This is a genomic window from Romboutsia sedimentorum, assembly GCF_030131845.1.
In the GTDB taxonomy this organism is placed as follows: domain Bacteria; phylum Bacillota; class Clostridia; order Peptostreptococcales; family Peptostreptococcaceae; genus Romboutsia_D; species Romboutsia_D sedimentorum.
This window is the reverse complement of the sequence record NZ_JASKYM010000001.1, coordinates 821,514-845,257: the sequence shown is the minus strand read 5'-3', so window position 1 is coordinate 845,257 and position 23,744 is coordinate 821,514. Positions and strand designations below refer to the sequence as shown.

Genomic DNA, 23,744 nt, shown 5'->3' with positions numbered 1-23,744 from the left:
AAGGTGGGGTGAGCAATATGACAAAATGTCCGAGATGTGGAAAAGATGTATCGTCAAGACCAGGAACTATATGTCCAAGATGTGGGCTTAAAGTATCTGAAGTAAACCAAAAAACAAGATGTCCAGAACCTAGCTGTAGGGCACTAATATCTAAGAAGTTGGAATATTGTCCTAAGTGCGGATGTAAACTTAAAAATTATAATTTTTCAGATTTTATAAAAATGGCAAGATGTAAAATAGATGAAACATTAAATGAAAAAGAATAAAGGTTGCTAATTTAAGCAACCTTTTAATTTATATACATTTGAAATTATTTTTCTATCTCGATATCCCATCCGAAATAACCATTTTCTTTTTTATGATATTTTAAGATGGCATCAAATTTATTTCCTTGTTTTGAAGTTAAGGACTTAACTTTACTTTGTCCATTTTTTAGTATGCCTTTAACCATAGTTTTATTAGGTTTTTTCTTATAATATTCTAAAAATTTATCGTTTTTCCAAATTCCAAATTTACACTCTTTATAATTATTACAAATATATCCTTTTTCTATTTCAACAACATCACCTTGACAGACAGGGCATTTACCAAGGACTTCATTTTTAGAATTAGATTCATTATTATTATTTGAAGTAGATTTAGATGAAGATGACTTATTGTTACCTTTACAACCTTCTTTAGTATATTTTTTAGTTTTAGGATTATATATGTAATTTTCTGTGCTAATATTTTTAGGTAAATCTCTTTTTATTAAATGAACATTTTCATAAATAAAATTCATTATATTAGTTAAGTATTCCTTTCTAGTAAAAGTACCTTTTTGAATATCACTTAAACTTTTTTCTAGTTTACCTGTGTAGTCAACGTCAAATAAGTCTTTTACAGGAAAAACTTCAACTAGATTTTTTCCTAAATCAGATATAAAGTATGATTTACCTTTTTTACCAACATAACCAACTTGCATTATTTTTTTTAATACATCAGCACGAGTAGCAGAAGTACCTATAGAGTACCCTGATAAAACAGCAATATCATCATCTGAAACATTTTTACCACAATTTTTCATAGCCTTAAGCAACGTATCCTCTGTATATGGTTTTGGAGGCGTAGTTTGTTTTGTTAAAGGCTTTATATCTAAAACATCTACAATATCATTGTTATTAACCATAGGCAATAAATCGTCTTTTTCTTCTTTTTTATAGACTTCAAGATAACCCCTAGATTTAAGTACTTTACCTTTAGTCAAGAAAATATGACCATCAACATCTGTTTTAATTTCTGTATTTTCATATTCTGCAGGTGGCATAAAGTTAGCTATAAATCTATCCTTTATAGCATTGTAAACTATAAGCTCATCGCTACTTAAATTATTAGGAATAATATAAGTTGGGATAATAGCACTATGGCTATCTACTTTAGATGAATCAAATACTCTTTTAGTTTTAGCGAATTTAATCATATTTTCATAAGGTAGTCCTAATTTTAATTTATCTAAAGTTTGAGATACTTTTGAAGTTAAACTTTCTTCTAAATAAATAGAATCTGTTCTAGGATATGTTATACAACCACCTCTACCTTTTCCTTCATAAAGGGATTGACACACGTTTAAAACCTTATCTGAAGTGAAATTTGAGTATTTAGAAGTTATATATCCTTGTAATGAAGTTAAACTAAAAAGCTTTGGTGCGTATTCTTTTGACATACTAACTTTTTTGTCTAATACTTTACCTGTATTAGAAGTTATAGTATTTATTACTTTCTCAACTTCTTCTATAGTATCAAATTTACTTTCTTTTCCTTTTGTATACTTTCCTTTATATACTCCGTTAGCACATTTAAAATTACCTTCGATTTCGTAATAAGTTTTAGGTACAAAATTTAAAATTTCCATATCTCTATCATAAACTAATTTTACAGTGGGTAAAATTACACGACCTATGTTAAGTAGTTTACCATTGCCATATTTTAGTGTGGCGGCAGAAGTGAAATTTATTCCAATAAGCCAGTCAGTTATAAGCCTTGTATATCCTGCAGCCTGTAAGTTTCTCATTTCAGAGTCATCTTTTAAATTATTAATACCTCTTGTAATATCCTCTGGAGTCCACTCATTAACTAAAATTCTCTTTACTGGTTTTTTATTTTTAGCTAATAAAAATATAAGGAAGGAAATTAATTCTCCTTCTCTATCATTATCAGTAGCATTTATAATATATTCAATGTCATCTCTATGTAAAAGATTTTTAACTATATCAAATTGTTTTTTCTTAGAGCTATCTACTTTAAATTTAAATTTATCAGTAGGTATAAAAGGAAAATTGTCCATTCTCCAAGAACCTGAATATCTATCCTTATCGTAGTCTTTCATATCGTATAAACCAACTAAATGACCGACTGCATAGGTGATTATATATCCATTGCCTTCAAAATATCCATCGCCTCTAGTTTTAGCACCTAAAAATGATGCTATAGTTTTAGCAACTGATGGCTTTTCGGCTAATATAAGTTTCATAAAGAGCCCCCCTTTCAAAGTGCTTAAATATTTAGTTGTAACCTTAAATATATTATCACAAAAAAAGAATAGACTGCAAGGAAGTCTATAAATTATAGTTAAAGTTATTGTTATTATTAGTCAAACCCTTTAAATATGTATCAAAATAGTTGTTTGCTGTAATATCATCCATTAAATTTATAAATGAAATGTGATCTATATCATTAGGGTTAGGGCTTTTTATATGATAATTTAATGTAGGCCCAGATATAGTACAAGATGTAGCTGGATTTATACAAATTCTTTGAGTATCACATAAAGATGTGAAAATTTCATAGCACTTAGAGTCATCTATTATATATGCAAAATCAATCAATCCATTAAGTTCAGGAAATTGTATGTATAAATCAGCTATATGATCTAACTCATTAGGGCTAGTATTATTTTTTAGGTATCCTCCTAATATAATATATATATTTTCCTTAAACAATGATTTAAAAGAAAGTATTAGATTTTTAATAAAAGGATCCATTTCGATAGGAAGATATAAGTACAAAGTATTATTTTGGCATGGATTAATATTATAGTTATCTAATAAATCAAGTAAAATTGTAGTTGAAGTATCGGTAAAATTTTTAAAATTAAGGTCATTATACATCAAGTATAAATTACCATATAAGTTTTTCTCATAAATAACTTCTAGTTTTTGTTTCATCCAAGGTATAGGCAATAAATTCATGTTTTCCTCCTAAAATATTAAATTGGTTAGTAAAATTATAATAACTTTACTTTTAAATTATATATTTGGTATGAATCTATATTCTATATTATATGTATATATTCCTTCTAAAGTAGTAGACAAGCGATGTTAAACTTATGCTAGCTACATAATAAAATTTAAATATAAATTTATGTATAAATAACACCTACTATTGAAAATAATATATATAGAAACAAAAATCAGATATGAAATATAAGGAGTGCTGTCATGAGCGTAATAACTGATTTTTATCAATTTAAGTATACTAGAAGTGATTATTATATAGATTTATTTGTTAACAGATTTGCACTAATAAGTATTGAAGAAGCCTTAGATGAAAGATTAAGCAATATGCATATTAGTAAAGATTCTCAGTGTGCATATATGAGATTAAAAGAATTATTTCAATTATCTAGGATAAGAACAGATTCATTATATGTAGAGGTTAGAATTAATAAATGCTACCTAAAATATATAAGAAGTTTAGACTGTTATTTTAATGAAAAGACTGAATATAGCTCTCTAAAAATACTAAATGAATGCTTGCAAGCATTTTTAGTCAATGATATAGAAAACATATCAAGATTTAGTTGTTTAAATGAGGAGATAAAAATAAGGGTTTTATCTAACGTTTAATAGGGTCTGCCTGCGTTGTAGGAAAATTTTCTTTTTTTGAAAGTTTAAAAATAAAAAAAACAATTTTGTAATAATTGGTAATTTATATAAACAACTTGCATATATTAAATTAAATATGAAAGTTAGAAAATAAAAAAATCATATTTAATATAACAAAAAATTAGGAGGAACTATATATGGAAAACAATTTAGATTTATTATACCTTGATTATCAAAATGAAATAGAATATGATTACACACCAGATTATGATACAGAGTAAATGAATAAGTAAAAAGAATGTATTCATCTAAAATATGGAAATGATAAACCAACTATTGTTATATTGCGAAGGAGAAGAAATGTGTTTAATACAAAAATAAAAAGATGAAAAACTCTTACTAAACTATTGTAGTAAGAGTTTTTTATTTTTATTATATATTTATAAAAAATAAAAAACCACCTAAATTTAAAATAAAAAAGGTGGTTTGAAAATAAATTATTAATATTTTACTAAAAAATGCTTTGACCCTCTTCAAAATCATAAACATCCATTAAGGCCTCTCCAAATCGTTGATAATGAACGATTTCTCTTTCTCCTAAAAATCTCAATACTTCTATTATATCAGCATCATCTGTTAAATTAATAAGATGATAATAAGTTGCCAAAGCTTTTTGTTCAGCAGCCATATCCTCATGTAAATCAGTAACGGCATTACCCATAACAGCTATCGGTGCAGCACTAAAAGGTACCCCATTAGAATCAGATGGATAGATTCCAAATCCGTTTTGTGCATAACTAGATCCAAGCCCCGCAGCACGTAGTTGTTCAGGTGTAGCATCACAAGTTAATTGATAAACCATAGTGCCGATCATTTCCACATGAGCAAGTTCCTCGGTGCCTATATCAGTTAAAAGTGCACGAGATTTCCCTGTAGGCATAGTATATCTTTGGCTTAAATATCTTATAGCGGCACCTAATTCTCCATTTGGACCTCCAAATTGAGTTATTAGGTATTTAGCCATCTGTAAATCCCCATTTTTAAGATTAATAGGGTGTTGTAATGTTTTTTGATAAATCCACATAAAATTCTAACCCTCCCCAATAATTATCTAATCATTAAATTCTTTGTCCCAAGGCCAAGGATTTGAAACCCATTGCCAAGGATATTTACTTGGTGAATAACCAAAGTTTGTTAATGGTCCATATTTATTTTCATAAGCGTACCTAGCTTGCATAAACTGCGTACTTAAAGAATTGTAAGTATTAATTGCTTTTTTATCATCTGGATGATTATCTAAATATAAATTCATATCCAAGCATGCAAAACTAAGTTCTTGAACACTTCTTAAAAGTTCTTGTCTAGATTCTTTTCTCATTATCTTCTACCTCCATTTCTTTTTTTAGGCGTAGAATATAAATCTTTGTTGTACATTAAAGAATCAAGCAAAAATAATTCTGGAAAGATAGTACCATGTTTTAAAGCACTAGCTGTGTTATACATTTTAGTGAAAGTTTGATTGTTTACATATGGTCTAGCGAAAGAATTTCCAGAATCTTTTGTAACCCCTTTGTTGTTATTTTGCATTTATTAGCCCTCCTTGTCTAAAACTAGATAATGTCTATCTAATAACATGATATTCGTACAAGTAAAAAGCGTTCCTTAAAATAATAAAAAGTTGTACTATTAAAAAAATAATAAATTTATGTATTACTTGAATTATTAACGTTATTTATGATAAAATAATTTGCATGTTTGTATAAAAATGAGGTGAAAGAATGAGCGATTTAGCAGGAAAAGGCTGTGAAATTATAGTACCATTTGATGAAAGACAGCCATTAAGAGATATAGAAAAAAGTATAATAAAAAAATTTAGAAAAAATTTATGGTCAAAATTCATAAAAGCAATAAAAGCTTATAATTTAGTAGAAGATGGGGATAAAATCGCTATTGCTATATCTGGAGGAAAAGATAGCTTACTTATGGCTAAAATGTTTCAGGAATTAAAAAGACATGGTCAAGTTAAATTTGAAATAGAATTTATAGCTATGGACCCAGGTTATCATGAAGATATAAGAAAATTGCTTATAGACAATTGTGATTATTTAGATATACCTATACACTTATTTGATTCAAAAATATTTGAGATAGCAGATGAAATAGCAAAAGATTATCCTTGTTATATGTGTGCGAGAATGAGAAGGGGAGCATTATATTCTAAAGCTCAAGAATTAGGCTGTAATAAATTAGCTCTAGGACATCACTATGATGATGTAATAGAAACTACAATGCTTAATTTATTATGTGCAGGTAACTTTAAAACAATGTTGCCGAAGTTAGATTCTACAAACTTTGATGGAATAAAAATAATAAGACCTCTTTATTATATAAGAGAAGAACATATAATTAAATTTATACAAACTAGTGGAATATGGCCATTAAACTGTGCTTGTATGGTTGCAGCTAAAAAAACTGGTAATAAAAGATATGAAATAAAAGATTTAATAAAAAATCTAGGAACTAATTTTAAGGATGTAGAAAAGTCTATTTTCAAAGCATCTGAAAATGTAAATGTAGATTCCGTCTTAGGGTGGCAAATAGATGGAGAAAAACACTCTTTTATGGAAAGACATGAATAAATTATAAAAAATATACAAAAACCGATGATAAAATTTATCATCGGTTTTTATATATAAAAATTATCAAAAGTGGTAATTACATAAAAATATTTGAAATTTTATTAAAATATTTATGAAAAAATCTATAATAAAATGATAGACTATAAGTAGAGTTATTTAGAAGGGGATGGTTTATATTGAAAAAAATATATATAGACTTTGAAATGAATATGCCAAGTGCTAGAAATAAAAGGGATATGTTAAATGCAGATATAATAGCTATAGGTGCAATACAGTATGATACAGACACAGGGGAAATAGAAGAATTTAAATCTTTAATAAAGCCAGTAAGTAGTCAATATATTTATCCACATATACAAGCACTTACCCAAATAAATCAAGAGGATTTAGAAAAAGCACCTACTTATGAAGAAGTGATGAGAAAATTTAAAAAATGGCTAGGAATATTTTCTCAAATAGAAGGAATTTATACTTTTGGAAATTTAGATTTAACTTGTTTTAATAATACAGATAAAAAAAGTGCTAAAAAATATAATCATCCAAGATTTATAAACAACATTAAAAGTTTATTTGTAGATATAAAAGATAAGTATTTAGATTATGGAATAAAGTGTATGAATTATATATCTTTAAAAAATTTATTAGAATGTGCGAATCTAGAATTTAAAGGCGATGCACATGATCCATTATATGATGCTTATAATTTATATATTTTAGATGATGTTTTGCAAGAAAGTGAAGATATTAGAAATCTGTTGATAATTAAAGATTTTGTAAGAGCTCCATTTAGCACAATTAATGAAAACTTAGAAGCAAACTTTAAGAAGTATATAAATAATTTTTATGCAAATAAAAATAAATACAATGAAGAAGACATGTCTATAGAAGTGATAAAAACACTACGACAATATTTACAATCTATACAAGATATAGATATATATAATATAGATGTTTTGAGAGATATAAATAGAAAACTTGATACAATAGATAAAATTAAAAATTTAGAATGTGGCTATTTTTACTTAATAGAAAATTTATATTTTGATATAAAAGATTTACTAGAGGACTTGATGCTTTATAAATTAAATAAAGAAGAATATAAAGAAGAACTTAAAAATATAGTTACATTATTTGATGAAGATTTAAGTTATGAGAATATAGATCGTAGTTGTTTTTTAGAAAAAAGCTGTTGATATTTTAATATATTGATAGCTTTTTTTTGCGAAAAATAATACCTTATAAAAAAACTAAAAAATATATTTAATAAATTTAGAGTAATACTTATACATTTACGAATAAATATGATGGGATATAAATATAAATTAACATAAGTACTATGTAAGTGGGGAGAGATTACTATGGAGCAAATAATGAAGTATATTATGACAATATTAACAGTCTTTATATGCCTATCATCAATATTAATTTTACTGTTAATAGTAAAGTTTATTATTAGTTCAAGAAAAAGTAAATTTAAAAAAAATAAGTATTCAAGAAGCACATGTGACAAGGTAGATATAAATAACCGCGAAATTAATAATAAAAAGAAAGTAAACCAACAGACTTCTAATTTAAATGGAGAAAAAGTGCTCAAGTATGATAATGGCGACATGTATAAAGGTGAAACCATAAATGGAAAGAAACATGGATTTGGTGTATGCATATTTGCAAATAAGGAACGATATGAGGGACTTTGGAAAGATGACAAGATGCATAGCATAGGAAAATATATATATAGTGATGGATCAACTTATAGTGGAGATTTTAAAAACGGTACAATAGAAGGCTTAGGTCTTTATACATATAAAAATAAAGATATGTATAAAGGGTATTTTATAAATAATAAAAAAAATGGTAAAGGAGTTTTATACTATAAAGACGGAAGTAAATATAGCGGAATATGGGAAGATAACTTACAAAGTGGGGATGGAAAATTAATAAAATCTAATGGAGATATTTATGAAGGCGAATTTAGAGGTGGAAAGATTAATGGCAAAGGTGAGTATAAGTTTAAAGATGGAAGCAAGTATATAGGAGAGTTTAAAGACAACACATTTCATGGGCATGGATGCTATACAGACGTAGAAGGAAATATATATGATGGCGAATATAAATATGGATGTAGACGGGGAAGCGGTATAATTAAGTATAGAAATAAAGAGATATATGAAGGTGAGTTTAAAGACGATGTATTTGAAGGTGTAGGAAGGTATATATATTATAATAAGAATATTTATGAAGGTGATTTCAAAAAAGGGCAAAAAGATGGTATAGGAACATATACATGTGAATTATATAAATATATTGGGGAGTGGAAAGAAGATAAAAAAGGAAGGATAGGAACATATTATTTGATCTCTAGTGCAACATTAGATGTAATTATAGAAAATGAAAAAATAGTACAAGGTATATATAGAATAGATGATAAAGATGAAAAAAATATATATGATTTAGACATAAGTGGAGATAAAGAAAATTGTATATTGAAAGACATTACTCGCTATTTAAAAAAGAAAAGTAATCACCAAAATCATTTTGAATTTATATAATTAAATAGAAAGCAAATTTTGGAGTGATATTTATGAAAAATAAACAAAGTGATGTTAATGTAAAATTATTACCTTTTACATTAAATAGGCAATTTAGGAGTAAGGAATCAAAAACTCCATATGGAATCGAAATGATAAAAGCAAAAACTATTTGGGATGACTCTAATCAAGGCAATGGTATTAAGATTGCAGTAATAGATTCAGGATGTGATATAAATCATGAGAGTTTAAAAGATAATATTGTTGCAGTTAGAAATTTTACTGATGAAGATGGAAAAAGCCACAATATAGTTGTAGATAGAGTAGGGCATGGAACTCATGTAATAGGAACTATTGCAGCTAATGGTAAAAATAACACTATAATGGGAGTTGCACCTAAAGCGGATATATATGTATTAAAAGCTATAGACAGAACTGGCTCAGGAAAAGTAAGCTGGGTAGTAAATGCTATATATTATGCTATTGAGCAAAATGTAGATATAATATCTATGTCTTTAGGGATGCCTAAAAGTACAGAAAAGTTAGAAAAAGCTGTAAAAGAAGCTGTAAATAAAAACATACTATTAGTTTGTGCAGCAGGTAATGATGGAGATGGAAATGTTAATGACTTTGAATATTCATATCCAGCTGCATATCCAGAAGTAATATCTGTTGGAGCTGTAGATAAAAAAGGGGTTCCAGCAAATTTTAGTAATTCAAATTTAAATATAGATGTAGTGGCACCGGGAGTAGATATACTTTCAACGTACCCAGGAAATCAATTTGCAGTATTAAGCGGAACTAGTATGGCTACACCTCATGTAAGTGGGAGTTTAGCATTATTAAAAAATTGGTCAAAAGAAGAATTTAAAAGAAATTTGAATGAAACGGAATTATATGCTCAATTAATTAAACATACTAAATTACTACAGTATTCACGTGCAGTACAAGGTAATGGATTGGTTTATTTGTCACAAACAAAAATTAAAGGAAAATTAAAATATTGAAAAATCTCTTGTGTATCTAAACTACATAGTTTAGGTATGCAAGAGATTTTTAATTTTATTTGTAAAAATAATTATTTGAGTTACAAAAAGGTTACAAAAAAAGACAAAATTGTGTATAATTAAAAAGAAAGCAAAATGCTTAGATATAACTCAAAGAAAAAGAAAAGTGGAGTGATAAAATTGATTAAATTTACTAATGTAGATAAAATTTATAATGATGGCAACAAATCATTAGATAATATAAATTTAGGTATAAAACAAGGTGAATTTGTATTTTTAGTAGGTCCATCAGGTGCAGGTAAATCTACTTTGTTTAAATTGTTAACTAGAGAAGAAAAAATCTCAGCAGGTAGGTTATCAGTAGTAGGGCAAGAAATAACAAAAATAAAACCTAATAAAATACATAAATATAGAAGGCACTTAGGAATTGTATTTCAAGATTTCAAGTTGTTAAAAGAAAAAACTGTATTTGAAAATGTTGAAATCGCTATGAGAGTAGTAGGAGCAAATCCTAAAGACATAAGGCCTAGAGTTCTAGAAATTCTACATAAAGTAGGAATTGCAGATAAACACAATAAATATCCGTCAGAATTATCAGGTGGAGAATGTCAGAGAGTTTGTATAGCTAGGGCTATAGTAAACAAGCCGGCAATCATTATAGCTGATGAGTGCACAGGAAACTTAGATATATATAATTCTATAGGCATATTGAATATATTAAATGATATAAATGCAGAAGGTGTAACTGTGATAATGGCAACTCATGATATTGAGATTTTAAAATTATTTCCAAAAAGAGTTATAGAAATTCAAAAAGGAAAAATAGTGAAAGATACGAAGAGGGATTTATATGAAATTAATGTCTAAATTTTTATATAGTTTAAAGCAAGGGATTAAAGGGGTTTTTCATAATAAAACAATGAGTTTTATATCAATAATCTCAGTTACAGCATCATTAATAATACTTGGAATAGTACTTACTATAGTTTTAAATATAAATCAGTTTATTAAAGTTACAAAAGATGAAATAAATGAAGTAAGGGTGTCTGTAGAATCTAATATAGAGGATGACGCTAGAATTGAGCTAAAAAGTAATATAAGCAAACTGAACGGTGTAAAAAATGTAGAGTATAGAACTAAAGAAACATCTTTTAAAGACCTAAAAAAGAGCTGGGGAGAAGATGCATATCTTTTAGAAGGTGTTAATAACCCATTAGATGATTATTATGTTGTAACAATAGATAGCCCCAACAATATAAAAAATATATCTAATAAAATACTAAAGCTAGACGGAGCAAATGACGTAAAGTATGCTCAAGATGTAATGAAAAACTTTTTGAGTATTTCAGATACTATTACTAAATTTGGAACAGTATTTATAGTATTGTTATTATTAATATGTTTAGTTATAATCTCTAATACAATAAAAAGTAGGGTATACAGCAAAAAAGAGGAAATACAAATAATAAAATATGTAGGAGCAAGCAACGGCTTTGTAATAGCACCATTTATAGTAGAGGGATTTATTATAGGTATTATAGGGTCAGTGTTAGCGATAGGTAGTTGTATAGGAATGTATGGATATATATTAGAAAAAATAACAACTATTATAAGTTCTGTAATGGGAAATATTGTACTTCCTTTAACTAGTGTGTACATATACCTTATAGCTACTTTATTAGTAACAGGCATAAGTGTTGGTATTTTAGGTAGTGTTGTATCAGTAAAGAGACATTTAAAAGTATAAAAACAGGGGGAAATATAGTGAAAAAAACAATATCAATAATTACTACATGTGCAGTATTAATTAGTACAAATTTTATATATGCAGATGAAAAACAAGAAAATTTAGATAAAAAACTAATTGAAAATAGAAGTGAACAAACTACATTAGAAGAAAAAATTAAAGCTTTAGATTCTAATGTATCTGATATAGAGAAAAATATAGATGCTAGTAACGGTGAGATAGAAAAACTAGGTTTAGAAATAGATAAAACTAAGTCGGAAATCGAAACGCTAGAAAATAACATTAAAAAAAATGAAGAAGCTTTAGGAAAAAGATTAAAAGCTATTAATAATACTTATTCTATGGAATATATTAACGTAATATTAAGTAGCGATTCTTTGTCAGATTTTTTTAATAATATTTACATAGTAAAGCAAGTTGTAGAACAAGATAAAAAAATATTAAAAGAACTAGATAAAAATAAAGCTGAAGTTCAAAAAAAAGAAAAAGATTTTAATGATAAAAAGGATACACAGGAAAAGTTTAAAGTGACTTTAGAGCAAAATAAGGAAAAAGTTAAAGCTGATAAAAGTGAATTAGAGGCTCTAAAAAGAGAACTAGAAACTGAGGAAGATAGCTTAGAAAATGAAGTAGAGAAATTGGCGGCAGAAAGTGCGGCTAAGCAAGCACAACTAAATGCAGCAAATAATACTGATGACAGTTTAAATGGAGCAATAATATCTAGTGGATCTTGGCCTGTGCCTGGACATAGTACAATAAGTTCTCCATATGGATATAGATTACATCCAGTTTTAAATATACAAAAAATGCATACAGGAATAGATATACCAGCTTCAACAGGAACACCTGCAGTAGCTATAGACAGTGGAACTGTAACATATTCAGCAGTTCAAGGTACTTATGGTAATACAGTTATGATACAACATGATGATGGAAAAGTATCATTATATGCTCATAATAGCCAACTATTGGTATCGGTAGGGCAAAGAGTACAAAAAGGACAAGTAGTGTCAAAGATTGGTACAACAGGAAGATCAACTGGACCTCATTTGCATTTTGAGATAAGAATAAATGGAAAGCATACGAATCCAGTTCCATACATATAATATAAAATTATATTCAAAAAACTAAGTACCTGCTATATAATACTTTATATAGCAGGTACTTAGTTTTGTATTAAACAAATAATAAATTATTGAAAATTTAAGGAGAACTTTGATGAAGGAATATGTAGTTGTAGATTTAGAAACAACAGGCCTTGATCCATATAAAGGCTGTGAGATAATAGAAATAGGTATAACTGAAATAATAGATAATAAAATAATGAAAAACTATTCTAGATTTATAAAACCAAAAGGAATTATACCATACTTTATAACTAATATAACTAATATAACTAATGAAATGGTTGAAAATGAAGAAAGTATTGAAACTGTATTGCCTAGATTTAGGAATTACATAGGTGATAGAACAATAATAGCTCATAATGCAAAATTTGATTTAAAATTTTTAAATTACTATCTTGAAGAATTAAATTTAGAACCAATAGATAATCATATATGTACTCTAGAATTATTAAAAAGCAGTAAAACATACAAAGGCAAGAATAAAAAATTAGAAACGGCATGTGAATACTATAATATAGAAAATAAAAATGCCCATAGAGCTGATAGTGATACATTAGCAACAGCTAAATTATTCTTAAAAATAAAAGATGATAAATAAAATAAGTGTAAATTTTACACTTATTTTATTTTAAATAGGGGTAATATAGAATAAAAAATTACTTATATTTAGTATTTAAAATTAATATAATTTCATAATATATAAAAGACGTAAAAATCCTTTTGGGGGGTTGATATTATGATTTTTATAGATATTAATATTTTTATAGATAAATTAGAATTTAATATATTTGAGTTAACAAGTAATAACAGAAAAGAGATAATAAGGGATGAAATAATAATTCCTAAGTCTTTTGACATAGGAAATAAATTGAATTATTTGAGAAAATTCATGAAAATGCTTATAAACCAATATAATATTAAAAAAGCATATATAAATATAGAAGATTCTATAGGTGTAGATATAGTTGATATTGTTAAAATTGAAGGAATAGTTGAAGAAGTATTTTCTAATAGGGGGGTGAGTATATGCAAATAAGTCCAAAATTTAATCTTAAAGTAATAGAGAAAATAAATTCAGAAGGGGTAAATTCAGCACTATATCTTGTGGAGGATGCACAGCTATCTTCTAGATTTATTTTAAAGCAAATTGATAAAAAAAATTTTAAAGAAGTAGACAAATATTTTGAAGAATCTAAGAAGGTATATAACTCTAAACATCCTAATATTATAACTATAAATACGGCATCTTATGATGATGAGTATATATATATTACAATGCCATATTTTAAAAATGGATCACTGTATCATTTGTTAGAAAATACAAATCTTACAATAAGAGAAACAATAAAGTATTCGCTAGATTTTTTATCAGCTATTCAATATATTCATAGTAATGGTTTAATACATTGTGATATAAAACCAAATAACATATTAATAAGTGATTCTAGGGAAGCTGTATTAACAGACTTTGGATCTGCACTATATTTGAATTATCTAGGTAATGCTAGGTTAAAAAATGTATATTATAAGCATATAGCTCCAGAACAATGCACAAACTCTATTATAAGCAAAAAAATAGATATATACCAAATAGGAACTACATTATATAGAATGTGTAATGGAAATGAAGAATACAATAAGCAAGCTCGAAAATATAAGGATTTAAATTGTTTAAAGTTAGCATGCGCAAAAGGTAAATTCCCAATTAGAAAAAAATATCTACCTCATATACCTAAATCAATGATAAGTGTAATAGAGAGATGTTTAATGATAAATCCTCAAGATAGATATGAAAGTGTTTTAGAGATAATGAATGATATATCTAATATAAGTGAAAACTTAGATTGGAATTATACTAAAAGAGATAAAAATTATTTTACTTGGACATTAGAAAATAATTTTAAAAGTATACAAATAGCATTATACAAAGAAAATGAAACATGGAATATTATAAATGATGATAAAATAATTCCTTTTATAGAAAGTAAAGCAAAGGGTTATAGAGAAATAAGAGAAATAATAAAAAATTACGAAAAAAAATAGCCTTACTTTAACCGATCAAGTAAGGCTATTAAAAGGGGTAAAATATATTATAAAAAGGGGTTTATTAGGGAATATATTTTATTTGGGGAGTAAATAGTCGGTTATTAGGGGAATAACCTTAAATTAATAATAACAAAATTCGACAAAAAAATCAATGGAAAAAATAAAAAAGTTTTTATTAAAACAAAATTAAATAAAAATTAAATAAATGTTATAAAAAATATTAGATTATATGAATGAAAAATTTTCCTATGCATAAACTAAGAAAAAACGCTTAGGAGGAAACTATGAAAAGAATTAAATTAATAAGTATGTTTACTATTTTATTTATAGTACTTATGTGCAAGACCTCACTTTGTATAGATAAAGACGATGAGTATGGAAAAGACGTATGGATAAATAATATAAGTGACAATGATTTAAAAATTAGGGTAACTGATGTAAATATAATAGAAGAAAAAATTAATATAGATAATACTTATAATGCGTCGGCTATAATAACTATGAATGTAGCGAATAATGGTAGGTGTGACATAGAGTTATCGAATATAGATATTTATCCATACCAAGGAGGTAAGCCAACCAAATATTTTGTGAGTACATCAAAAGATAATATAAGCGGGTTTATAGGTAATATAAAGACTGGAGATAGCAAAAATATTAAAATCGGAGTAGCGTTACATAATACAAATGAAAATATAAAACTAGAAATGTCTAATATAGAAGATGTGGCAAATGAAACGGTAATAAAAAGTATAAAGGTAAAATAAAAAAGAAAAGCAATTGCTTTTCTTTTTTTATGTATTATTCTGGTTGTGGAGCGTCAACAGGGCAAACAGAATTACATGCTCCACATTCAATACATATAGAAGCATCTATAACATATTTTTCATCTCCAGCAGAAATACAGCTAACTGGACATTCAGGTTCACAAGCACCACAGCTAATACAAGCATCGTGTATAAAATAAGCCATTTTACATACCTCCTTAAATTATTATCTACATTATATAATACCCAAAGCTATATGTTTTATAACACTATAATAAAAAAAATAATAATCATAATTAATTTTTTAGATAAAAATACACAAAATACTATAAATTTAAACTTACAAATTTGTTCTTTGATTTATTTTGTATAACAATGTATAATTACCTTATATAATGAGGAGGAGTACATGAGCTATTATAATGATGATCAAAACAAAATAAGGCGAAAAAAAGTAAGTTCTAGTAATTCAAATAAAGAGCCTTTAAAAAATATTAAAAGTAATGATAAAAAAAAAGAAATCAACAATATAAAAAGAGAAAGACAAAGTGTAAATAAACCTAATAAAAATATAAATAAGAAACTAGATGCAAAACAAAATATTTCTAGACAAAATAAGAAACGTTTAAAACGAAAGAAAAAATTATCAAATATAGCTAAAAAAGTTTTAGTAATAGCATTACTTTTCTTAGTTGTATTATCAGTAGTAGGATCAGTGATTGTGTTTACAGTATTGAAAGATTCACCAAATGTAACAAGTGAATTGCTAAAGCAAAATTATATAAGCAGTGAAGTTGCTGCTGAGGACCGAATACCTAAATATTTGAAAGATGCAGTTGTCTCAATAGAAGATGAACGATTTTATAAACACAATGGAGTAGATGAAATATCTTTAGCAAGATCATTAGTTCATAACTTATTTACAAAGACTACCCAAGGTGGAAGTACTATAGAAATGCAAATTTCTAAAAATTTACTGACTAACAATGACAAGACTATAAAAAGGAAAATGAAAGATATTTACAACGCTACGTCAATGAATAAAAATATGAGCAAACAAGATATACTTGCAGTATATTTAAATAATATATATTTAGGAAAATCATCATATGGAGTTTCTAAAGGATCTAGGGCGTATTTTGGAAAAAATGTAAGTGACTTAAACTTAGCAGAGTGTGCTATGTTAGCAGGTATAACTAATAGCCCAGCGAGATATAGCAAACATACAGAAGCTAAGAAAAGACAAGAGACTATACTTTATAAGATGAAAGAATTAGGTTATATAAATGAAAAAGAATACAGTGATGCATTAATACAAGATGTACCATTTAAGTCTGAAATAGAATAACAGTGAGGTGTAGCATGAGTTTATACAAATTTAATTATCAAGAGAAAGAATATTTATTAACTACAGAAAATTGTAGTGACATAATAAATGATGAAGAAAAACCAGTAAAAGGAATAAAAGAAAAACATATATTAGAAATACTAAATTCTACAAATGGTGTAGATTTTGATATACAATATTATCAAGAGGCATGCCCTAAGTGTTTAGCAGGAGTAAAAGAAAAGCAAAAATTCTTTGGATTTTTAGAGTATCACTTCTATATATTTACTAAAAAAGGAGAATATGTAATAAGTGATATATGTAAAGAATATGAAGGATTATCTTTTAATAAATTATCAAGATTAAATAAGGTTGATGATAGTTATATAGTTAGTATAATAGTTTGTGAAAACTGTCAAGACTATATAATACAAATAGAGAATTGCATAGTATAGAAAATATAGCCTATTGATTTTTATATCAATAGGCTATATATATGTATAAAATTATTTGAGTTTTACTTAGTATGGATATGTAGAAAATGTAGCCTCAATCTCTGCAGTTATTTTAACTAAACCTGGTGATATTCCTTGAGCATAAGTGATTGAACTAGAATAATATGTAATAGAATATAGTGGGGAACTAGTTTCAACTATTTTATAAGGTATAGGGTTGTATTTGACTCCGAAATTTTTAGCTAATATATTAGCTTTGTTTAAAGCATCTTGTGTAGCTCTTTTTAAAGTTTTATTGTAGTAATGGTTAGGATTAGAAAGAATAAAATCTATACTAATATCATCATTGGCACCATTTTCTATAACTAATGAATATACATCATCTATCTTACTAAAATCATCAATCAATATAGTTATTAGCTGAGTTACTTTATAGGAAGTTAATGTATTAGTGTTATAATCATAATTTCTTATAACTGATAAATCTTCACTATGAATATTTTCTTTATCAATTCCATAGTCTGACAAACTAGATAGAATCCTTTTAGAAATTTCACTGTTTTTATCTTGAGCTTCCTCTAAACTTTTATTTTCGCTAGATACTCGTACATTTAATCGAGCTCTATCAGAATTTACTTCTACATAACTTGTTCCATGTACAGATAAAGAGCCTTTGTCTGTTGGAACATACATCTTAGAATTTCTGTATTGCATATTAAAAACCTCCTTAAAAAAATATCAACTTATAATAATGATATTCAATTAAATATAAAATTATGAAAATAAGGTAACATAAGAATAGAAAGTAATATTTAAATACTTTTATTTGGGAAAAACAGTATCTATGATATAATACAGATTAATAATATTAAGTTATTTTATATAAATAAAATAAGTAATATGTTTAAGGGAGAGATTGAATATTGAAAAAAGTTATAGGGATTATAGCGTCTGATTATGAGTTAAAAGAAAAAATAGAAAATCTTTATTCAAAGGATATAAAGAATGGAAATATTATAATAGATATTATAAAAGTAGATTTGTTGGAAGAGCAGGGGAAAATACTAGAAGATAAGGGTGCACAAGTTATTATCGGTAGAGGTGGAGGATATAAATTAATATTAGATACTGTAAATGTACCGGTAATACCTTTAAATATGAAAGTAATAGATTTATTAAAAGCAATAAAGATAGCAAGCACTTATTCAAAGAAAATAGTACTCGTCTTAGGATATGATGAAATTGATTTTGATTATTCTAGTTGGAAAAACATAATGAGTGTAGATGTTACTGAAGAATGGTTTAAATCAAAATACGAAATAAGAAACAGAGTTATAAAATACCTAGATCAAAAAGATGATGTAGTTATCGTTGGTAGTGGAATAGCATGCTCTTTTGCGAGACAATACAAAATGAACAATGTATTTATTAATGCAAGTGATGATTCTATAAAAGAAGTAATTGAGTATTCTAAAAAACTATTAGAATCATTAGAAGATGAAAAATTTAATAATGAAGTATTGAGAAATGTATTAGATGGTGTAAAAGATGGAATAATTGCGATTGATAAAAGAGGGCGCATTATACTATGTAATGCAAGTGCAAAAAAAATATTGAAATGTGAGAAAAAGGACGTATCAAATAAGCTAATAACAACTATATTTAGAAATATGGAGTGGCTATTAGGAGGATTAGATAATAGCATAGATAATAAACGTCAAATAAGGAATATAGGAGATTTAGTAGTAAATACAAGGTCAGTACCCATAAAAGTGGATTCAGAAATTCATGGAGTACTATGGATTCTTCAAGATATTACAAAATTGCAAAAATTGGAAAGAAACATAAGAATAGATTTAAATGAAAGAGGCTTATATGCAAAGTATACCTTTTCTGATTTTATACATAAAGACCCTGAAACTAAGGAGTTTATAGAAGAAGCTAAAAAAATTGGTAAAACTGATTATACAACTCTACTGTATGGAGAAAGTGGTTCGGGAAAAGAAATATTAGCTCAAAGTATTCACAATATAAGTAAAAGAAAAGACAAGCCTTTTGTTGCTATAAACTGTGCTACTATTTCAGAGAGTTTATTAGAAAGTGAATTATTTGGATACGAAGAAGGGTCTTTTACGGGTGCTAGAAAAGGCGGGAAACAAGGTCTATTTGAACTAGCACATGGTGGAACTATATTTTTAGATGAAATAAACAGTTTGCCTCTTCATGTTCAAAATAAACTTTTGAGAGTTATAGAAGAAAGGCAAATAATGAGAATAGGATCAGACTGTATGATTCCTTTAGATATTAGAATAATAGCTGCAACAAATGAACATTTAATATCTAAAATAAAAGATAAAACTTTTAGAGCTGATTTATTTTATAGACTAAGTAGTTTAGAAATAAATATACCTCCTTTAAGGAATAGAAAAAATGATATAGCATTTTTGTTTGAACATTTTGTAAAAACTATATTAAATGAAAACCTTTTAGGCAATTTAAACTCTATAGATGAACACTTTATGTTAAATAAAGATGAATTAATGAAATTAGAAAGTTATGATTGGCCTGGAAATGTTAGAGAATTAAAAAATGTTGCACAAAAATATGTTATAACAGGCAAGATAAAGACATCATCAATTGAAAATGAAGAAATAAAATATTTATGCTTAGATAAAGAAACTAAAGATAAAGTAGATAGTGCTGACTATAATGATTTTAATATTGATATGAAAGAGATTAATAGCTTTGTAGAAATTAAGATTATAGATATGCTATTTAACCAAGGACTTTCAAAAACTGAAGTAGCAAATATTCTTGGAATAAGTAGAACAGCTCTATGGAATAAGTATAATAAGAAAAAATAAAATGTTAATAAATATTAACGCTTGTTAATAAAAATGAACACTGATATAAAATAAATTATAAAATAAAAAAACGTATTCAATAAAAAATATAAAAGATAGGTTATGTTTAAAGCTAGCCTATCTTTTTTTAGTTATACCGATAATTTTATTAAATTAATAAAGTTTTTAAAAATATAGAATAGTGGCATAACTCTTGCTTTAAATAATAAGTAAAATTACTATTAGGGGTGATGATATGAGTCAAAGTATGGTGGCAAAGCATTCTATGTGGCCAAGACAAAAGGATATAATATTTAACTTATCAGAAAGAGCTCAAAGAGCGGAAAAGTCTATAGGAAAAGATAATGTTATTAACGCTACTATAGGTGCTCTTATGGATGATTATGGAACATTAATAACAATGGATACTGTTTATAATGAGTACAAATCATTAGATAATAAAGATATATCAGCATATGCTTCTTTAGAAGGTCAGCCAGACTATCTTGAAGCTGTCAAGAAAGTATGTTTCAAAGAATATATGCCAGATGGGTATATAAAAGCAGTAGCATCTCCAGGTGGAAGTGGAGCAATAAAGTTAGCAACTTGGAATTATACAGAAGAAGGAGACCAAATATTAACATCAGATTGGTTTTGGAGTCCATATGTAAGTATAACGGAAGAAACAGGAAGAAAAGTAAGTACATATCAGTTATTTGATGAAAATAATAATTTCAATTTTAATTCATTTAAAAAAGAATTTTTAAATATAGCATCTAAGCAGGAAAGAATCTTTACAATTTTAAATACACCAGCACATAATCCTACAGGTTATAGTGTATCAGACGATGAGTGGGATAAAATAATAGGTTTATCAAAAGAAGTAGCAACAAATCAAGATAAGAAAATAATATTATTTGTAGATATCGCATATATTGACTTTGCAAGTGATGATAATGCAAGTAGAAAATTCTTTAAAAAATTCTCTAATCTCCCTGAAAACATACTTGTAATAGTTGGATTTAGTATGTCAAAAGGTTTTACAGCATATGGAATGAGAATGGGAGCTGCAATATGTATAACAGCGAGTGAAAACGTTGCTGAAGAATTCTACTATGGATGTGTTCATTCATGTAGAGCAAACTGGTCAAACTGTAATAGAGGGGCAATGAAGCTACTATCAAATATAGTTCAAGATGAGGAAAAGTTTGAAAAGTATACACAAGAAAAAACACTTTATAAAGAAATGCTAAAAAGAAGAGCTAAGGTATTTGTTGAAGAGGCAGAAAAAGTAGGTCTTGATATATTACCATATAGAGATGGATTCTTTGTAAGTATACCATGTGATAATCCAAGAGAAGTGTGTGAAGAATTAACAAAGGATAATTTATATCTTGTACCATTAAAAGCAGGTCTTAGATTTGCAGTATGTGCAGTTAATGAGAATAAGTGTAAGGTATCTCCAAGTATTATAAAAAATGCGCTACAATATATTAAAAATCAAAAAGTAGTTGAGAAAAATTAAAATTTAATACTAAATTTTAAGATTACCATAGAATAGATTTAAACTAATATTATCATGGGGGAATTAAATTATGAAAAAATTAATGACAGGTAATGAGGCTATTGCTCGAGGAGCGTATGAAGCAGGTGTTAAGTTTGCATCTGCTTACCCAGGAACTCCAAGTACCGAAATATTAGAAAATGTAGCTATGTATAAAGGCGACATAGTAGCTGAATGGGCAACAAATGAAAAAGTTGCACTAGAAGCAGTAATAGGTGGTTCTATAGCGGGGGCTAGAACTATGGCATCTATGAAGCATGTTGGTATAAATGTAGCAGCAGATCCATTATTTACATTTGCTTACACAGGTGTAAATGGTGGAATGGTACTAATAAGTGCTGATGAACCAGGAATGCACTCTTCACAAAATGAACAAGATAACAGAAACTATGCTAAATTTGCTAAAATAGCATTATTTGAGCCAGCAACAAGCCAAGAAGCTAAAGATATGTTAAAAGAAGCATTTGAAATAAGTGAAAAATATGATACTCCAGTTTTATATAGAGTAACAACAAGACTATGTCATTCAAAAGGAATTGTAGATTGTACTGATAGAGTAGAAGTTGGTATAAAAGATTATGTAAAAAATCCTCAAAAAAATCTTACAGTTCCAGCACATGCTAGAATATTAAGAAATTCAGTAGAAGAGAGATTACAAAAACTTGCGGATTACTCTAATAATACAGATTTAAATACTTATGAAATAAATGATAAAAAAATAGGTATAGTAGCTTCAGGAATGTGTCATACATATGCAAAAGAAGTATTCGGGGAAAATGCATCTTATATGAAGCTAGGATTTACAAATCCAATGCCAATGGAAAAAATAAAAGAGTTTGCTTCTAAAGTAGACAAAATTTATGTTATAGAAGAAAATGATCCATTTATAGAAGATCAAATGAAATGTGCAGGAATAAACTGTATAGGAAAAGATGTATTACCTATAAGTGGAGAAATGACTCCAGATGTAATAAGAGAAGCTATATTTGGAAAAACAAATGATACTATAGAGTACAATAAAGATTTAGTAGTACCAAGACCTCCAGGTTTATGTGCAGGATGTCCACATAGAGGATTCTTCTATGAGTTAGGAAAAAGAAAGAATATAATGGTAACAGGAGATATAGGATGTTATACTCTTGGATTTGCGCCTCCTTATAATGCAATGGATACAGTAGTTTGTATGGGTGCAAGTTTAAGTACAGGGCATGGAGCACAAAAAGTGTTTAATATGAAAGAAGATAATGAAATGAGAGTTGTAGGAGTGCTTGGAGATTCAACGTTCTTCCATACAGGAATAAATTCATTATTAGATGTTGTATATAACAATGGAAATTCAATATCAGTAATATTAGATAATAGAATAACTGGTATGACAGGACATCAACAAAATCCAGGAACAGGATATACATTACAAGGTGATGTAACTAACGAAGTAGATATTGAAAACTTAGTAAAAGCTTGTGGAGTTAAAAATATAAGAAATATAGATCCAAATAATTTAAAAGAAGTAAAAGAAACTCTAGACTGGGCATTTGGTTTAGATGAGCCTTCAGTAATAATAACTAGATGGCCATGTGTACTTAAAAAATTCTCAAAACAAGATATAACAGAGTTTAATAATCCATTTACATCTAAGTGTGAAGTAGAGCATGAAAGTTGTGTAGGATGTAAAATATGTATGAAAACAGGATGTCCAGCAATATCATTTGATAAAGAAGAAAAAGTAGTAAATATAGATAAAAATCAATGTGTAGGATGTGGTGTTTGTTCTCAAGTATGTCCTAAAGAAGCAATAACTAATAGTGCTACAAGTAAGGGGGTAAATTAA

General features: G+C 27.0%; 25 protein-coding genes. 18 read left to right on the top strand and 7 right to left on the bottom strand.

What is annotated here, in order from left to right:
* Nucleotides 1–17 precede the first annotated feature (17 nt).
* On the top strand, nucleotides 18–266 hold the full coding sequence (locus QOZ84_RS04295; protein WP_284131723.1) for a zinc ribbon domain-containing protein: 249 nt from the start codon (nucleotides 18–20) through the stop codon (nucleotides 264–266).
* A 44-nt stretch (nucleotides 267–310) separates the two neighbouring features.
* On the opposite strand, the gene QOZ84_RS04290 is transcribed toward QOZ84_RS04295, so the two are convergent.
* The gene (locus QOZ84_RS04290; protein WP_284131722.1) at nucleotides 311–2,509 is read right to left on the bottom strand and encodes a type IA DNA topoisomerase; all 2,199 of its coding nucleotides are present in this window, start codon (nucleotides 2,507–2,509) and stop codon (nucleotides 311–313) included.
* 85 nt (nucleotides 2,510–2,594) lie between these two features.
* Nucleotides 2,595–3,227 (bottom strand): hypothetical protein, encoded by a 633-nt coding sequence (locus QOZ84_RS04285; protein ID WP_284131721.1) that lies wholly within the window; start codon nucleotides 3,225–3,227, stop codon nucleotides 2,595–2,597.
* Nucleotides 3,228–3,476: 249 nt separating this feature from the next.
* Between QOZ84_RS04285 and QOZ84_RS04280 the strand changes: the two genes are divergently transcribed.
* Nucleotides 3,477–3,884 (top strand): hypothetical protein, encoded by a 408-nt coding sequence (locus QOZ84_RS04280; RefSeq protein WP_284131720.1) that lies wholly within the window; start codon nucleotides 3,477–3,479, stop codon nucleotides 3,882–3,884.
* A gap of 490 nt (nucleotides 3,885–4,374) precedes the next feature.
* On the opposite strand, the gene QOZ84_RS04275 is transcribed toward QOZ84_RS04280, so the two are convergent.
* Genes QOZ84_RS04275 through QOZ84_RS04265 form a run of 3 tightly spaced genes read right to left on the bottom strand, consistent with a single transcriptional unit; the run spans nucleotide 4,375 to nucleotide 5,450 of the window.
* Entirely contained in the window at nucleotides 4,375–4,947 is a 573-nt protein-coding gene (locus QOZ84_RS04275) for a manganese catalase family protein (protein WP_284131719.1), read from the bottom strand.
* A gap of 27 nt (nucleotides 4,948–4,974) precedes the next feature.
* Nucleotides 4,975–5,241: a spore coat protein CotJB gene (locus QOZ84_RS04270; protein WP_284131718.1), complete on the bottom strand. Its 267-nt coding sequence runs from the start codon at nucleotides 5,239–5,241 to the stop codon at nucleotides 4,975–4,977.
* Nucleotides 5,241–5,450 (bottom strand): spore coat associated protein CotJA, encoded by a 210-nt coding sequence (locus QOZ84_RS04265; RefSeq protein ID WP_284131717.1) that lies wholly within the window; start codon nucleotides 5,448–5,450, stop codon nucleotides 5,241–5,243. The genes QOZ84_RS04270 and QOZ84_RS04265 overlap by 1 nt, the downstream gene beginning before the upstream one ends.
* A gap of 191 nt (nucleotides 5,451–5,641) precedes the next feature.
* Between QOZ84_RS04265 and QOZ84_RS04260 the strand changes: the two genes are divergently transcribed.
* From QOZ84_RS04260 to QOZ84_RS04210, 11 genes are all read left to right on the top strand, one after another.
* Complete coding sequence (locus tag QOZ84_RS04260) at nucleotides 5,642–6,502, top strand: tRNA 2-thiocytidine biosynthesis TtcA family protein (protein ID WP_284131716.1); 861 nt, start codon at nucleotides 5,642–5,644, stop codon at nucleotides 6,500–6,502.
* Nucleotides 6,503–6,678: 176 nt separating this feature from the next.
* Complete coding sequence (locus tag QOZ84_RS04255; protein ID WP_284131715.1) at nucleotides 6,679–7,695, top strand: 3'-5' exonuclease; 1,017 nt, start codon at nucleotides 6,679–6,681, stop codon at nucleotides 7,693–7,695.
* A 165-nt stretch (nucleotides 7,696–7,860) separates the two neighbouring features.
* The gene (locus QOZ84_RS04250; RefSeq protein WP_284131714.1) at nucleotides 7,861–9,051 is read left to right on the top strand and encodes an MORN repeat-containing protein; all 1,191 of its coding nucleotides are present in this window, start codon (nucleotides 7,861–7,863) and stop codon (nucleotides 9,049–9,051) included.
* Nucleotides 9,052–9,083: 32 nt separating this feature from the next.
* Nucleotides 9,084–10,037 carry a S8 family peptidase gene (locus QOZ84_RS04245; RefSeq protein ID WP_284131713.1) on the top strand — a complete coding sequence of 318 codons (954 nt, stop codon included), beginning with the start codon at nucleotides 9,084–9,086 and terminating at the stop codon, nucleotides 10,035–10,037.
* A gap of 180 nt (nucleotides 10,038–10,217) precedes the next feature.
* Nucleotides 10,218–10,904, top strand: coding sequence for a cell division ATP-binding protein FtsE (gene ftsE / locus QOZ84_RS04240; protein WP_284131712.1), 687 nt, complete (start codon nucleotides 10,218–10,220; stop codon nucleotides 10,902–10,904).
* Complete coding sequence (gene ftsX / locus QOZ84_RS04235; protein WP_284131711.1) at nucleotides 10,888–11,784, top strand: permease-like cell division protein FtsX; 897 nt, start codon at nucleotides 10,888–10,890, stop codon at nucleotides 11,782–11,784. The genes ftsE and ftsX overlap by 17 nt, the downstream gene beginning before the upstream one ends.
* A 17-nt stretch (nucleotides 11,785–11,801) precedes the next feature.
* On the top strand, nucleotides 11,802–12,890 hold the full coding sequence (locus tag QOZ84_RS04230; protein WP_284131710.1) for a murein hydrolase activator EnvC family protein: 1,089 nt from the start codon (nucleotides 11,802–11,804) through the stop codon (nucleotides 12,888–12,890).
* Nucleotides 12,891–13,002: 112 nt separating this feature from the next.
* The gene (locus tag QOZ84_RS04225) at nucleotides 13,003–13,509 is read left to right on the top strand and encodes a 3'-5' exonuclease (RefSeq protein WP_284131709.1); all 507 of its coding nucleotides are present in this window, start codon (nucleotides 13,003–13,005) and stop codon (nucleotides 13,507–13,509) included.
* Nucleotides 13,510–13,647: 138 nt separating this feature from the next.
* Nucleotides 13,648–13,947, top strand: coding sequence for a hypothetical protein (locus QOZ84_RS04220; RefSeq protein ID WP_284131708.1), 300 nt, complete (start codon nucleotides 13,648–13,650; stop codon nucleotides 13,945–13,947).
* A complete protein-coding gene (locus tag QOZ84_RS04215) occupies nucleotides 13,938–14,954 on the top strand; it encodes a serine/threonine-protein kinase (RefSeq protein WP_284131707.1) in 1,017 nt (338 codons plus the stop codon). The genes QOZ84_RS04220 and QOZ84_RS04215 overlap by 10 nt, the downstream gene beginning before the upstream one ends.
* 287 nt (nucleotides 14,955–15,241) lie before the next feature.
* The gene (locus QOZ84_RS04210) at nucleotides 15,242–15,724 is read left to right on the top strand and encodes a hypothetical protein (RefSeq protein ID WP_284131706.1); all 483 of its coding nucleotides are present in this window, start codon (nucleotides 15,242–15,244) and stop codon (nucleotides 15,722–15,724) included.
* Nucleotides 15,725–15,758: 34 nt separating this feature from the next.
* Here QOZ84_RS04210 and QOZ84_RS04205 read toward each other — a convergent pair whose 3' ends face one another.
* A complete protein-coding gene (locus QOZ84_RS04205; protein ID WP_284131705.1) occupies nucleotides 15,759–15,929 on the bottom strand; it encodes a 4Fe-4S binding protein in 171 nt (56 codons plus the stop codon).
* A gap of 204 nt (nucleotides 15,930–16,133) precedes the next feature.
* On the opposite strand from QOZ84_RS04205, the gene QOZ84_RS04200 reads away from it, so the two are divergent.
* A complete protein-coding gene (locus QOZ84_RS04200; protein WP_284131704.1) occupies nucleotides 16,134–17,072 on the top strand; it encodes a biosynthetic peptidoglycan transglycosylase in 939 nt (312 codons plus the stop codon).
* A gap of 14 nt (nucleotides 17,073–17,086) precedes the next feature.
* Nucleotides 17,087–17,506, top strand: coding sequence for a DUF3785 family protein (locus QOZ84_RS04195; protein ID WP_284131703.1), 420 nt, complete (start codon nucleotides 17,087–17,089; stop codon nucleotides 17,504–17,506).
* A gap of 66 nt (nucleotides 17,507–17,572) precedes the next feature.
* Here QOZ84_RS04195 and QOZ84_RS04190 read toward each other — a convergent pair whose 3' ends face one another.
* Nucleotides 17,573–18,220, bottom strand: a complete 648-nt coding sequence (locus QOZ84_RS04190) for an SIMPL domain-containing protein (protein WP_284131702.1) — start codon at nucleotides 18,218–18,220, stop codon at nucleotides 17,573–17,575.
* Between the two features lie 209 nt (nucleotides 18,221–18,429).
* On the opposite strand from QOZ84_RS04190, the gene QOZ84_RS04185 reads away from it, so the two are divergent.
* The 3 genes from QOZ84_RS04185 (at nucleotide 18,430) to iorA (ending at nucleotide 23,744) form a co-directional block, all read left to right on the top strand.
* Nucleotides 18,430–20,370, top strand: coding sequence for a sigma 54-interacting transcriptional regulator (locus QOZ84_RS04185; protein ID WP_284131701.1), 1,941 nt, complete (start codon nucleotides 18,430–18,432; stop codon nucleotides 20,368–20,370).
* 235 nt (nucleotides 20,371–20,605) lie between these two features.
* Nucleotides 20,606–21,874: a pyridoxal phosphate-dependent aminotransferase gene (locus QOZ84_RS04180; protein ID WP_284131700.1), complete on the top strand. Its 1,269-nt coding sequence runs from the start codon at nucleotides 20,606–20,608 to the stop codon at nucleotides 21,872–21,874.
* 70 nt (nucleotides 21,875–21,944) lie between these two features.
* Nucleotides 21,945–23,744 carry an indolepyruvate ferredoxin oxidoreductase subunit alpha gene (gene iorA / locus QOZ84_RS04175; protein WP_284131699.1) on the top strand — a complete coding sequence of 600 codons (1,800 nt, stop codon included), beginning with the start codon at nucleotides 21,945–21,947 and terminating at the stop codon, nucleotides 23,742–23,744.